The following is a 12,248-nucleotide window of genomic DNA, read 5'->3' on the forward strand; positions in this document are numbered from 1 at the left end:
TCTTAATAAATCAAGTTACCTATAGGATTAAGTAACTTACTGAGCCCTTTATTAAAATGTAGCGCACTACTGACTACTGTAAAGCATAAACAGCCATCTTTTGTAAGTGGGGTGTGCTGATGAGAGCCATCTTGCCAAATAAAGTCTCCTGGCACGTAACTGCCCTCTTCATCACTAAACTCACCATCAAGTAGCAAGGTTACTTCAAAACCAGTATGAGTATGCTCGGGGATTTCGCCCCCTGCGCCAATATGTAAAAGGCTTGAGCGCAATGGGCCATCATCAATAGCAACGCGAGAGCGAGCAAGCTTACCCACTTGCGTAAAACGCCCATGCGAAATGCGTGTTAAAGCGCGTGGTAATTCGTAGTTATGCTCATTAACTTGTACGGTTACCGGCTCAACTTCGTAAACTTCATCAATGCTAGCATCGGCGGTTATCAAATCTAGGAGGTCAGCGTCAAAGTCTGGCACTTGTAAATCGTTACTTAATTTTAATGCATCAGGGGCGTGTGGCGGCTCGCTAAATACATCCTTTGCATTAGCGGCTTCAAGTTTTGCCACTTTTGCTTGGCAAACTGGGCACATATCAACGTGTATAGATACCGCTACGCTTAACGATGCAGGTAACTGCGCTGAACAATATTGTGCTAGTAAAGATTCACTAGGGTGATGTTTAATCATGCTGATCTCCCATTTCATTACGTAATTTTTGCAAGGCTAAACGCAATCGTGATTTTACCGTGCCTACAGGAATATTTAATTGTTGAGCAAGTTGCTCTTGCGACATATCTTGGAAATAAACACCTCTGACTACCTCTCGCTGTGCGGTTGGTAGTTTGTCTAGGTAACGTTTAATTTGTTGATCTTCCAAGTGGTCGCTAAATTCAAGTGTTGTATCTTGAGATTCGTTAATAAGTGGCCAAATATCTTCGCTTATATTTTCTTCTTTATTACTTTTCATTTTACGAAGCATATCAAATGAGGCATTACGCATTACGGTATATACCCAGGTCGTCGCAGCCCCTTTATCGCTGTGATACAAATGCGCTTTACGCCACACTGAGGTTAGTGTTTCTTGTACAAGCTCCATTGCTTGTGCCTCAGAGCCAAATTGCTTAATTCCAAAGCGTTTAATTTTTGGCGAAAAGTATTCAAATAAGTAAGCAAACGCTCTTTTGTCTCGCGAAGTAGCTACATCAAGCAGAGCTTGCATAAGCTCTGCACTTGGCGTTTCTGGCATGGCAGTATATTTACCTGTATTAGGTTCACAACGTGGTGAGGGTTGTTGACTTACCATAATAATTAATCCCGTGTATGCTTTTGTACATATCTATACGCCAAGCAATTAAACGCAGATCACATTATTTTAGGCAAATTCATTGTTGATCACAGTATGGAGGAAGTTTAGTAAGTTAGCAAAGTTACTTTCGAACGCAAGTTGCTGTTTTTTATCGATAGATATAGGTAATAGTTCAAGCCAGCGGGCAGCTACCCAGGCTAAATTATCAAACTTGGTTTGCCTATATAAACTAGAAAGCTCTTTATTGTTTAAAAATATGTCCTGTAAAGAATCAGACAAGCGTTGATTATCAGCCGAAATTTCACTGTGTGAGTCATTGTACCAATACGGCGTATTGCAATCGCTTAATAAGCCATGGCGCAATTCACTTTCATCTTGGTATACGTCATTTATTTGCACGCTTTTAGCAGCGTACACATCAATGAGTAGCATATTGCTAGGGTCTTGATCAAAGTCGATAATATCGACCAAACAGCCCTGAGCGCTAATATTAAATGGCGTGTCGTGCTGATAGGTGCATAGTACAAAACCGACATTATTTTGTAGTGCGGTTTTTACCATGTTTAAATACCTAGGCTCAAATATACGCAAACGCGTATAGCCTTCTGGTAACACAAATATTGGTAATGGGAAAATCGCACGTTTCATAAAGTCTACTTCTTTAAATTACACTGCCTTTATTTACGTGCGCTTTTACTAAGTCGATCAGCTTACTCAAATCGAATTATTTACCTATAAATTAAAAGTTGATCCAACTTCCCATACTTTTTATTACTTGAACCATATAGTAAACACTAATCATGCTTACAACAGGCGCCAACATAAGTGCAAATAATCCTAATTCGTTACTCATCGTCTTATCCTTTTACACTTATTTAGCTTTAACTTGCGTAGTTACCGGCATTGTAGACTGCGTGGTAACGTCAGCTTGTTCTTGCGCTTGATTTACAAATTGCTCAAGTACTGCCTGGGCATCAAAACTAAGGCTCTGCGAAATTGATTGTTTAAGTTCTGCCGTTGCTTGATTAATATAGCTTGTTACGTTTTGCGTTATAATATCAGTTACATCTAAGTCCACTTCACTCGCATGTACTTGCGAAGAACCTAATACTAATAAACTTGCCATAGCGATTTTAATTGAATGTTTCATAATGGTATTCCTTGTTGTGTATATTGTTTAGACGCAATAACATAATCAAGGGTTGTGCCAACAGAAAAATAAAAATTAAATCATTGATATATAAAGACTATATTAAAAACCATACAGCAACGCAGTATTCAGTCTTGGTTAATTTAACTAACCTTTTTAATTTTTTGACTAACTATTAGTAAATATTTTTTAGCTCACTATTTGCAGTTTCAAACAACGACTATCATTACTTTTTGTTTTGCGTATCGGGTTTAACTTTTTTACCTAACCGATAAGCATCAGCCATACTTAGTAACCAAATGACCACCATTAAAGGAAGATATTTATATTCCCCAAGCTGAGCACATTCACCTGATGGATTACGAGCGGCTTGTAAAATGCCTGAAGCCGTCATCGGAATTTTACCTGCTAAAATTTCATTTGCGCTACATTGCGCTATAGCCAAAATATCACCTAATGTCATAAACAAAAGTAGCGTAAATACACCTGCAAAAATACAGCCTATTAAATGCTTTTTAAGCAAAAAATGCCCTGCCCCAGGATACACAATGGCAGTAAGTAAAACGGCTTTGAGCTCTTTTTTCATGATAAACGTGCCTTAATTAATTGAGACTATACGACCACACTATACCCGATTAATTCCCTTTAAAATCAATAAAAGTACGGTGACTAATTTACAGTAACAATGCTGACATTGAAACATTGAGCGTACACCTGTACACTCAAGTTCAATTAATAAGTGGTAGGACTAGTATGACTATAGATGCACCCTATTCTCGCAAAGAAGAAAAACTCAATGTATTAAGCCATGCACTGGGAATATTTTTTGCTGTGTTTGTAATGTGGGATTTATTTAAACAAGCCACCAGCGTAAAAGCTTATATTAGCACCGCTGTATATGGGGCTAGTTTATTTGTATTGTTTTTATCATCCACACTTTATCACGCCAGTGTACAGCCAAAATTACGCGCTTTTTATAAAAAGTGCGATCACTGCGCTATTTACGTATTAATAGCAGGTACGTACACCCCATTTTTGTTGCTATCTCTTAATGGATGGTGGTCTTGGGGCACACTGAGCTTTATTTGGGCAGTCGCGCTTGGTGGCGTTGCTTATAAAGTGCTGGTTAAAAATGGTAATAAAAAAGTCTCGCTGGCTACCTACTTACTTATGGGCTGGTTTGCCCTTGCGATTGTATACCCACTTTATTTAAATATTGATGTAAAAGCACTGTACTGGTTACTGGCAGGTGGCATTTTTTATAGCTTAGGAACATTGTTTTATAGCGCTAAAAGCACTCAATTTAGCCACGCAATTTGGCACCTCTTTGTAATAGCTGGGTGTGTGTGCCACTACATTTCAATTACTAATTACGTGTATTAATGCATGTAATTAGTAATTTTATGCCACACACATAAACCACAATAATTTGGCTACCCTTCTATATAAAAGCGCGATAAAAGCGCGTTGTAGCTTAGGCGATATCACCTAAGCCTTAATTAAAAACGCTGTTATTTACGGCTCTGACTATAAGCCTATCACTATCCTTACTCGCCTAATTAACTAGCTCGATAAACAGCGTGTAACATTTTCGGTACTCTTATCCCTTTTTTACCCATTTTATTCACTTACTCTTTTCCTAGTTTAAAAATAAATGCATTAAAATAAGTGAGATAGCTTCATATTTTAAATGTAACGCTATGGCATACCTATTGCTCCTTCAATATAAATGGTCAGTAAAACCTTGACCAAGCAAATACGTTAAAGGAGATACAAAGTGGGCGCATTCCAAGCTGACTCTACAATTGAGGCAAGTGCTACATTAGTAAGTTGCTACTTATACTCAATATTTTACAACCACACTCACTTTTACGTCTATTCCCGCCAAGCAAAGAGGTAGGTAACACGCATTGCTGCGTTATATGCCATTAGGCTCTTTGTGATTACATGCAGTTAATCCAACTTAAACTTTACGTTAAAGGAGACGTTGATATGCCAACTAACCAATTTACGATGCAAGACCCTAGAAGCCAATATCAAATGGGACGAACCGAAAAAGACAGTGATCAACCAGACCCAGGCCTAGATGAAATTTTAAAACCTAAAGCAGATCACGGCGAAGATACGTATGTAGGTAGCGACAGATTAAAAGGCCGCAAGGCGTTGATCACTGGGGGCGACTCGGGCATTGGCAGAGCGGTTGCCATTGCATTTGCCAGAGAAGGTGCCGATGTGGTTATTAATTACTTAGCCAGCGAAGAAGCCGATGCGAAAGAAACACTCGATATTTTAAAAGCCAGCGGTAGCAAAGCTTGGGGAATTGCAGGCGATATCTCTGATGAGAGTTTTTGTAACGACCTTGTGGCGCAAAGCGTTGAGAACTTAGGCTCAATCGACATATTAGTGAATAATGCGGGTAAACAACAGTTTGTTGCCGAGTTAGACGATTTATCTACCGAGCAATTTTGCCAAACATATGCAACAAATGTATTTGCTATGTTTTGGATAACAAAGGCGGCGGTAAAACATATGCCACCGGGCGCTAGTATTATTAATACAACCTCTATCCAATGCTATCAACCCTCTGCTGGGCTTCTTGATTACGCATCGACTAAGGGCGCAATTACAAGCTTTACTAAAAGCTTAGCAAAAATGGTGATTGATAAAGGCATTCGGGTTAATGGGGTTGCTCCTGGGCCAATTTGGACCCCACTTCAACAAAGTGGCGGCCAACCGGCTAAAAAATTGCCTGAATTTGGTGATAACGTACCATTAGGTAGACCAGGCCAGCCTGCTGAACTAGCACCCACCTATGTCTACTTAGCATCGCAAGAGTCAAGTTACATAACCGCTGAAATAATGGGTGTGACAGGTGGGCAGCATCTACCATAGTCATGATGGCTCACTCATATTAGTTAATCTCAGCTTATTGTTTTTATAAAATAATAGCGGCGTATATACGCCGCTATTTTTACCTAGCCTTTTTTCAATTATACCTAAATAAGCACCACTAAGTATTGGTGAGGCTCTGGTTAGCAATACCTTAGACAGCACCTGAGCTTGCCACTAAAACCTGTGCTCAAGCAGCAGCACCATTTAGCACAGTGTGAGCAAGAGCGTGCCTATTTAGGCACGCATAAATTAACTGCTTAAATAACTTAAGCAGATTAAGTGTTATCTTTTTTAGCACGTATACCGCGAATGAACTCTTCTAAATAAGGCGTAAACTCTAGCGCAAGTGCTATAAATAGCACCGTTGCCAAGTAAGTTATTGGTAAAGGAGAGGCTTTTAATTGCAGCGTAAAGTCAGGAGGAAAGCCGCCTGGAGTAAATAAAGCGGTAAATTGCTCCCAATGGCGCTCAATAATTAATACCAAAGCTAACAGGGGTATCATTTCTAAAAAACTGTGTATATGTTGCTCTACCGGCCCTACCCTTCGCTTACTTACCGCATAAGTTACATCCCACATTGCTGTAAGCTCATGCAGAAAAAACAACACAATACAAAGGGCAATAATCAAACTATTAACTTCAAAAATTAAAACGAGGATTAACGGAATGCCCACTTCGGCAAACATTAATAAATGAATAAATGACTCTTTAGCACCGCTGGTTGTAGAAATATTACTACGTCGATGACAAAACCAATCAGCAATACCAGCAGCAAGCCACACAGGGATCACAAAGTACATTAAAATCAATAAAGTTGGGTCAGTCATAGTTTGTTAGTCCTTAATATTTGGTTTTAATAACCCTCATGCTTAAAACTAAATATTTACACTTCATCAGCTTGATCATTCATCACTAGCGATGTGAAAAACCGTATTTTTCAAATAATTTATCAGTCACTTTTAAGATGGCTTGAGGATTACTTACGTTTTTACCTTAATGTAAATGAGATACCATTTTTAAACGCGCCCTTGAGCCAACATTTGGTATGCTCAATATCTATTTACAACTAATAAGTAGTTCAAATGTTATGCCAAATCTCGACGCTTAATTGATTTAATGCCATTTTAGCTATAGGTAGGTGTGGAGGTGTTTTTACTTTGCCGTGTATATTTTTGTTGTGTAAAAAATAGAAAATATATCGCTTATCATTGTAAGTTTTTCATTCACAAAGCTAGATAAGGAGGTTGTGGAAAAGGTAAACTACAAGCTGAATAACCCTATTTGTTGTAGATTTACGCTAGCTAAAACAAAAAAGTAAGCCGCACACTTGTAATAAAGCAGCCTTTAAAAGCTTTTTTACGATAATACCTTCACTACTGCCATCTACACTCGCGCATATTTACTTTGTCGTTTTTAAAGCTAACCCCTTCTAATAATAGCTTTTGGCGCTGCTCTTGGTATTTATCACTGCCTGCAGGGAATGATATTTTACCTTGGCTGTTTACTACTCTGTGCCACGGTATAACAGAATCATCTGGCATTTGCTTTAAAAGGCGCCCTACTAAGCGTGAATTTTGCGGATAACCGGCAAGCGTTGCTACTTGCCCGTAGCTTGCAACAAAACCTGCAGGTATATTTGCAATAATGGTGTAAATGAGGGTTTCTTTATCAATATCAGCGGTCATTAACGTACGCCTCACTGAGTACTTTAAATTGCTCCCAAATAGAGCGCGCAACAGGGCCATGGTGTATTGCATCACGCCTAAATGCACGTACTTCTATACCAAACTCATCTTCTCTGTCGTTTATCTGTATTTGCTGCAACAGCCCGGCTTCTATTTCAGGGGCGCAATAGTCTATATTCATCATTGCCCAGCCAGCACCAGCAAGCAAAAAAGACTTTAAATTGGTTACATCGTCAATCTTCATTAAGGCAGAACCTTTTGAGTAAGAAAGCTTGTCGCTGTCTATGCTTAAGTCACTTTCAAACATGGCCAAACACGGGTAATTTTGTAGCTCGTTAAAGGTCATGTACTTAGGAAACGCTTTAGTAGCTGCAATAATACCAATGTTTAATTTACCAATAGGTAGGCTTTCTAAGTGCCCTGTTGCATGAAATAAGTCAAACCAGGGGCCTATGCCTAACTCCACTTGCCCACTATTTACTTGCTCTAAAGAGACAAAGCGTTTGCCACTGGTTAAATTAAACTCCGTACGCTTAAATAGTCTAAAAGTATTACTTATGATCTCGTTATAACTGTCTTTTTGACAAATTTGCTCATAACAAATTCGATATTGTGGCTCGTTACCCAGTGCGAGCTCTTTAGCAAGCTGTGCTAGCTCATCATTTGCATGCAATAATTGTTGTGCTTCGCGATGAAAAACACGACCTTTTTCAGTTAACTGTAATCGGTACTTACTTCTATCAAGTAGTTCAAAGCCAATTTTTGCCTCTAGGTTTTTAATTGCTAATGTAAGCGCAGGTTGAGTTTTATGTAATTTAAGCGCCGCGCCACTTAAACTTGCACTTTGTACAATGGCATCTAAAATTTGTAATTGATTCAGCTTCATACTGCGCTCAACATGATCATAAATAAAACTTATTATGTTTCTAAAATTTAATGAATTTTATTTTATATGGTTGCGGCGTATCCTGCACTTAATTATTTTGCCCATCATTGCCACGGAGAAGACATGAAACTCTTTCGTCTATGTATACTTACTACGACTCTACTTACCTTAATGGCCTGTTCAGAGCCAGAAAAGCAAGTAAAAGAAGAGCCCATTAGGCCTGTAAAGTTATTCAATATAGGACATGATTCGCAAACAAATGTGCGCAGTTTTCCTGCTGAAGTGGTTGCTAACCAAGGCTCGTACTTAGCATTTAGAGTCAATGGTGAACTGGTAGAGTTTCCGGTATTAGCAGGTGAAGAAGTTGAAAAAGGACAACTTTTAGCAAAGCTTGACCCAGAGGACTTTCAGTTACAATACGATGATAGAAAAGCCCGTTATGAGCTTGCTAAATCACAACTTAGCCGCATTGAACAATTACTTGAAAAAAGAATCGCGAGTCAATCAGAGTACGATGAAGCATTGGCCAATATGCAAGTGGCAGAGTCAGCCTTTAAAATTGCCGAAACCAACCTAGAATACAGCGAACTGCGCGCCCCATTTGCAGGGACTGTAGCCAAAGTATTTGTTAAAAACTTTGAAAACATTCAAGCCAAGCAAAACATTTTACGCCTAGAAACCCGCGATTTAATGGATGTGGAAATCCAAGTTCCTGAAAAAATAATAGCGCGCATTAAAAAAGGCAGCGACTACCACCCTACCGTTGTGTTTGACGGTTATGATAATAAAGAGTACACCCTTGATTTAAAAGAGTGGGATACGCAGGCCGATCCTACTACGCTTACCTACAAAGTTGTTTTTTCGCTACCAGTGCCTAAAGACTTTAACCTACTTGCAGGGATGACGGGCCGTGTATTTATCGATTTATCAAAAGTAACCAGCTCGCAAGTGGCTTACACTATTTTGCCGGTTGAGTCGGTTTTTTCTGAAGCTAAAGAAAGCGTGTCAGATAACGCCTATGTGTGGATATATAACCCAGAAACTGGTGTTGTTAATAAACAAGCCGTTAAAGTGGGCCAAGTACACCGTGACGGCATTGAAGTGTTAAGCGGTATTAAAGAAGGCCAAATTGTCGTCTCTGCTGGCGTACACTCATTAGATGAAGGCATGAAAGTACGTCCATGGAATAAAGAGCGAGGCTTATAATTATGAGCTTTGCGCAACTCTCCATAGAGAAAAAAGTAATTAGCTGGATGTTTGCACTACTGCTGTTAATTGGCGGGAGTGTGTCGTACTTTGATTTAGGCCAACTAGAAGACCCAGAGTTTACGCTTAAAACCGCCATGGTTATTACTATGTATCCGGGTGCATCGCCACAACAAGTCGAGGAAGAAGTCACCTTTCCTATCGAAAATGCAATTCAGCAACTCCCCTACGTAGATTATGTGACCTCTATTTCATCAAATGGTAAGTCGCAAATATCGGTAGAAATGAAAAGCACCTACCGAAAAGAGCAGCTGCGCCAAATTTGGGATGAAATGCGCCGTAAAATTAACGATTTAGCACCTTCACTCCCGAGTGGCGTTTACCCAAGCACCATTTTAGATGACTTTGGTGATGTATATGGCGTTATGTATGCGGTTACCGGCGATGGCTACTCTTATGATGAACTTAAAGATTACACCGATTACTTAAAGCGCGAACTCGTACTCGTTAAAGGTGTGAGTAAAGTGACCATTGCTGGTGAGCAACAGCCTCAAGTAATGGTTGAAGTGTCTACCCGTAAATTAGCGCAGCTCGGTATTGCCCCAAGCCATATTTTTGGTTTACTGCAATCGCAAAATACAGTCTCTAACGCAGGTAAAATTAGAGTGGGCGATGAGTCTATACGCTTTCACCCAACCGGCGAATTTAAAGATGTTAAAGAGCTCGAAACTCTACTTATATCTAAACCCGGTGCTAGCGAGCTTATATACTTAGGTGATGTAGCAAAAGTATTTAGAGAATACGCAGAAGTACCCAGCAATGTTATTCGCTACAACTCAGAACAAGCGCTTTTAATTGGTGTCTCGTTTATGAATAGCGTGAACGTAGTAGATGTAGGTAAACGTATTGACGAGCACTTAGCAGAGCTTGAGTACCAGCGCCCACATGGCATACATGTAGAATCGGTGTATAACCAACCTAAAGAAGTAGAAAAATCGGTAGATGGCTTTATTGTCAGCCTAGTAGAGGCGATTGCCATTGTAATCGTCGTACTGCTTATATTTATGGGCTTAAAAAGTGGTATTTTAATTGGCGGTATTTTATTACTCACCGTTTTAGGCACCTTTATATTTATGAAGTTGTTCGCCATAGACTTGCAACGTATTTCTCTCGGTGCGCTTATTATTGCCCTTGGTATGCTGGTAGATAACGCCATAGTAGTAACCGAAGGCATATTAATAAATTTAAAGCGTGGCCAAACTAAGTTAAAAGCTGCGGTTAATATTGTAGAACAAACTAAATGGCCGCTACTAGGCGCTACAGTTATTGGTATTACTGCGTTTGCCCCTATTGGCTTAAGCTCTGATGCAACCGGTGAATTTGCGGGTAGCTTATTTTGGGTCTTGTTTATATCGCTTTTACTAAGCTGGATCACCGCCATTACGCTTACGCCATTTTTTGCAAATTTAATGTTTAAACAAGATGAGTTTAAAAAAGCTAAAAATGCTGAGGGCGAAGAGGAAGATGACGACCCATATCAAGGCTTTATTTTTACCGGCTATAAAGCACTTTTAGATGTGTCTATGCATTATCGTAAAACCACGCTTGTGCTTATGGTCGTGCTCCTTTGCTCGGCTGTGGTTGGTTTTGGTGCGGTTAAACAATCGTTTTTCCCCGCCTCTAACACGCCTATGTTTTATGTAGATTACTGGCAGCAACAAGGCTCCGACATAAGAGCAACGCTAGAGGGAATTAAAAAGCTTGAAAACTACCTTCAAAAAGAAGAGCTAGTTGAAGAAATAACCAGTACTACAGGCCAAGGTGCTCCACGCTTTATGCTTACTTATGCACCGCAAAAGTCGTACTCGTCATACGGGCAGCTCATTATTAGAGTAAAAAACCGCGAGGCGGTGGCTGTAGTAATGCAAAAAGTGCGTGAATACTCGCAAAATACACCGCTTTCAGCTGAGCTTAAAATTAAGCCTATGGAAATTGGCCCCTCAACCGATGCTAAAATTGAAGCACGCTTTACAGGCCCCGATCCGGTAATACTGAGACGATTAGCCGCCCAGGCTGAAGAAGTTATCGCACAAGACGACGGCGCTTATAATATTCGTGATGATTGGCGCGCACGTACTAAAATGATTCGTCCACAATTTAACGAACAAAAAGCGCGCCGCTTAGGTATTAGTAAGTCAGACCTTGATGATGTTCTGCTTACTAGCCTTTCGGGCAAGCAAGTGGGTGTATATCGTGATGGTACGCAACTTCTGCCAATTATTGCTCGCTCACCGGCAAATGAGCGCCTAAATGTAGAAAGCGTTCACGATTTACAAATATACAGCCCTGTACTGGGTGTATTTGTGCCAGTAACACAGGTGGTTGACGAATTTGTGGTTGAATGGGAAGACAGCCTAATTATGCGCCGCGACCGAAAGCGCACAATAACGGTAATGGCCGATCACAACGTATTAGGCGATGAAACTGCCGCTAAGTTATTTGCACGCGTGCGCGGACCCGTAGAAGCAATAGAGCTACCGCGTGGCTATAAATTAGAATGGGGCGGCGAGTATGAGTCGTCATCGGATGCACAAGCCGCTATATTTGGTTCATTACCGCTGGGTTATTTAGCGATGTTTGCGGTAACCGTACTGCTGTTCAATTCACTTAAACAGCCTTTAGTTATTTGGGCTACAGTGCCACTTGCCATTATTGGTGTGAGTGCGGGCATGTTAATAATGAATGCGCCATTTAGCTTTATGGCACTACTTGGATTACTAAGTTTAAGCGGGATGCTAATTAAAAACGGCATTGTGTTGGTCGATCAAATAAATCTTGAGCTTCGCGATGGTAAATCGCCTTATCAAGCTGTGTTTGAATCTGGCGTTAGCCGTGTACGCCCTGTAGCCATGGCGGCTATTACCACCATTTTAGGTATGATCCCGTTGTTGTTTGACGTGTTCTTCCAGTCAATGGCGGTAACTATTATGTTTGGTTTAGGTTTTGCAACCATACTTACGCTTATCGTAGTACCTGTGCTTTATACTGTTGTATTTAGAATAGACTACGAGCCTAGAAAGTAATTTAAAAGCCTTACAGGACGTTTAAAACGCAGCTTACCTCACAG

General features: G+C 40.1%; 12 protein-coding genes. 4 read left to right on the forward strand and 8 right to left on the reverse strand.

What is annotated here, in order from left to right:
* Positions 1 to 2 precede the first annotated feature (2 nt).
* The 5 genes from NQT65_RS09805 to NQT65_RS09825 all read right to left on the reverse strand — a co-directional run bounded on the left by NQT65_RS09805 (position 3) and on the right by NQT65_RS09825 (position 3,038).
* Positions 3 to 683 carry a ChrR family anti-sigma-E factor gene (locus NQT65_RS09805; RefSeq protein WP_256851078.1) on the reverse strand — a complete coding sequence of 227 codons (681 nt, stop codon included), beginning with the start codon at positions 681 to 683 and terminating at the stop codon, positions 3 to 5.
* Entirely contained in the window at positions 676 to 1,299 is a 624-nt protein-coding gene (locus NQT65_RS09810; protein ID WP_004586416.1) for a sigma-70 family RNA polymerase sigma factor, read from the reverse strand. The genes NQT65_RS09805 and NQT65_RS09810 overlap by 8 nt, the downstream gene beginning before the upstream one ends.
* A 69-nt stretch (positions 1,300 to 1,368) precedes the next feature.
* Positions 1,369 to 1,950: an LON peptidase substrate-binding domain-containing protein gene (locus NQT65_RS09815; RefSeq protein WP_004586417.1), complete on the reverse strand. Its 582-nt coding sequence runs from the start codon at positions 1,948 to 1,950 to the stop codon at positions 1,369 to 1,371.
* 223 nt (positions 1,951 to 2,173) lie between these two features.
* Positions 2,174 to 2,452 (reverse strand): hypothetical protein, encoded by a 279-nt coding sequence (locus NQT65_RS09820; protein ID WP_256851079.1) that lies wholly within the window; start codon positions 2,450 to 2,452, stop codon positions 2,174 to 2,176.
* Between the two features lie 226 nt (positions 2,453 to 2,678).
* A complete protein-coding gene (locus NQT65_RS09825) occupies positions 2,679 to 3,038 on the reverse strand; it encodes a hypothetical protein (RefSeq protein WP_256851080.1) in 360 nt (119 codons plus the stop codon).
* A 167-nt stretch (positions 3,039 to 3,205) separates the two neighbouring features.
* Between NQT65_RS09825 and trhA the strand changes: the two genes are divergently transcribed.
* Entirely contained in the window at positions 3,206 to 3,835 is a 630-nt protein-coding gene (trhA, locus tag NQT65_RS09830) for a PAQR family membrane homeostasis protein TrhA (protein ID WP_096042967.1), read from the forward strand.
* Positions 3,836 to 4,444: 609 nt separating this feature from the next.
* Positions 4,445 to 5,344, forward strand: coding sequence for an SDR family oxidoreductase (locus tag NQT65_RS09835; RefSeq protein ID WP_055019167.1), 900 nt, complete (start codon positions 4,445 to 4,447; stop codon positions 5,342 to 5,344).
* A 275-nt stretch (positions 5,345 to 5,619) separates the two neighbouring features.
* Here NQT65_RS09835 and NQT65_RS09840 read toward each other — a convergent pair whose 3' ends face one another.
* From NQT65_RS09840 to NQT65_RS09850, 3 genes are all read right to left on the reverse strand, one after another.
* Positions 5,620 to 6,171: a diguanylate cyclase gene (locus NQT65_RS09840; protein WP_256851081.1), complete on the reverse strand. Its 552-nt coding sequence runs from the start codon at positions 6,169 to 6,171 to the stop codon at positions 5,620 to 5,622.
* A 546-nt stretch (positions 6,172 to 6,717) separates the two neighbouring features.
* On the reverse strand, positions 6,718 to 7,029 hold the full coding sequence (locus tag NQT65_RS09845) for an MGMT family protein (RefSeq protein ID WP_256846268.1): 312 nt from the start codon (positions 7,027 to 7,029) through the stop codon (positions 6,718 to 6,720).
* Positions 7,019 to 7,915, reverse strand: a complete 897-nt coding sequence (locus tag NQT65_RS09850; RefSeq protein ID WP_256846269.1) for a LysR family transcriptional regulator — start codon at positions 7,913 to 7,915, stop codon at positions 7,019 to 7,021. The genes NQT65_RS09845 and NQT65_RS09850 overlap by 11 nt, the downstream gene beginning before the upstream one ends.
* A 123-nt stretch (positions 7,916 to 8,038) precedes the next feature.
* Here NQT65_RS09850 and NQT65_RS09855 point away from each other — a divergent pair, with 123 nt between their 5' ends.
* Both NQT65_RS09855 and NQT65_RS09860 read left to right on the forward strand, forming a co-directional pair.
* Entirely contained in the window at positions 8,039 to 9,121 is a 1,083-nt protein-coding gene (locus tag NQT65_RS09855; RefSeq protein ID WP_024031767.1) for an efflux RND transporter periplasmic adaptor subunit, read from the forward strand.
* A gap of 2 nt (positions 9,122 to 9,123) precedes the next feature.
* Complete coding sequence (locus tag NQT65_RS09860; RefSeq protein ID WP_055019066.1) at positions 9,124 to 12,204, forward strand: efflux RND transporter permease subunit; 3,081 nt, start codon at positions 9,124 to 9,126, stop codon at positions 12,202 to 12,204.
* Positions 12,205 to 12,248: the final 44 nt, after the last annotated feature.

It is taken from the genome of Pseudoalteromonas agarivorans (assembly GCF_024518735.1).
Taxonomy (GTDB): domain Bacteria; phylum Pseudomonadota; class Gammaproteobacteria; order Enterobacterales; family Alteromonadaceae; genus Pseudoalteromonas; species Pseudoalteromonas atlantica.

What these genes read in the sequence shown, in the direction of transcription:
- NQT65_RS09855 (WP_024031767.1), top strand. Translation starts at nt 8,039, where the DNA reads ATGAAACTCTTTCGTCTATGTATACTTACTACGACTCTACTTACCTTA.
- trhA (WP_096042967.1), top strand. Translation starts at nt 3,206, where the DNA reads ATGACTATAGATGCACCCTATTCTCGCAAAGAAGAAAAACTCAATGTA.
- NQT65_RS09860 (WP_055019066.1), top strand. Translation starts at nt 9,124, where the DNA reads ATGAGCTTTGCGCAACTCTCCATAGAGAAAAAAGTAATTAGCTGGATG.
- NQT65_RS09850 (WP_256846269.1), bottom strand. Translation starts at nt 7,915, where the DNA reads ATGAAGCTGAATCAATTACAAATTTTAGATGCCATTGTACAAAGTGCA.
- NQT65_RS09840 (WP_256851081.1), bottom strand. Translation starts at nt 6,171, where the DNA reads ATGACTGACCCAACTTTATTGATTTTAATGTACTTTGTGATCCCTGTG.
- NQT65_RS09820 (WP_256851079.1), bottom strand. Translation starts at nt 2,452, where the DNA reads ATGAAACATTCAATTAAAATCGCTATGGCAAGTTTATTAGTATTAGGT.
- NQT65_RS09845 (WP_256846268.1), bottom strand. Translation starts at nt 7,029, where the DNA reads ATGACCGCTGATATTGATAAAGAAACCCTCATTTACACCATTATTGCA.
- NQT65_RS09825 (WP_256851080.1), bottom strand. Translation starts at nt 3,038, where the DNA reads ATGAAAAAAGAGCTCAAAGCCGTTTTACTTACTGCCATTGTGTATCCT.
- NQT65_RS09835 (WP_055019167.1), top strand. Translation starts at nt 4,445, where the DNA reads ATGCCAACTAACCAATTTACGATGCAAGACCCTAGAAGCCAATATCAA.
- NQT65_RS09805 (WP_256851078.1), bottom strand. Translation starts at nt 683, where the DNA reads ATGATTAAACATCACCCTAGTGAATCTTTACTAGCACAATATTGTTCA.
- NQT65_RS09815 (WP_004586417.1), bottom strand. Translation starts at nt 1,950, where the DNA reads ATGAAACGTGCGATTTTCCCATTACCAATATTTGTGTTACCAGAAGGC.
- NQT65_RS09810 (WP_004586416.1), bottom strand. Translation starts at nt 1,299, where the DNA reads ATGGTAAGTCAACAACCCTCACCACGTTGTGAACCTAATACAGGTAAA.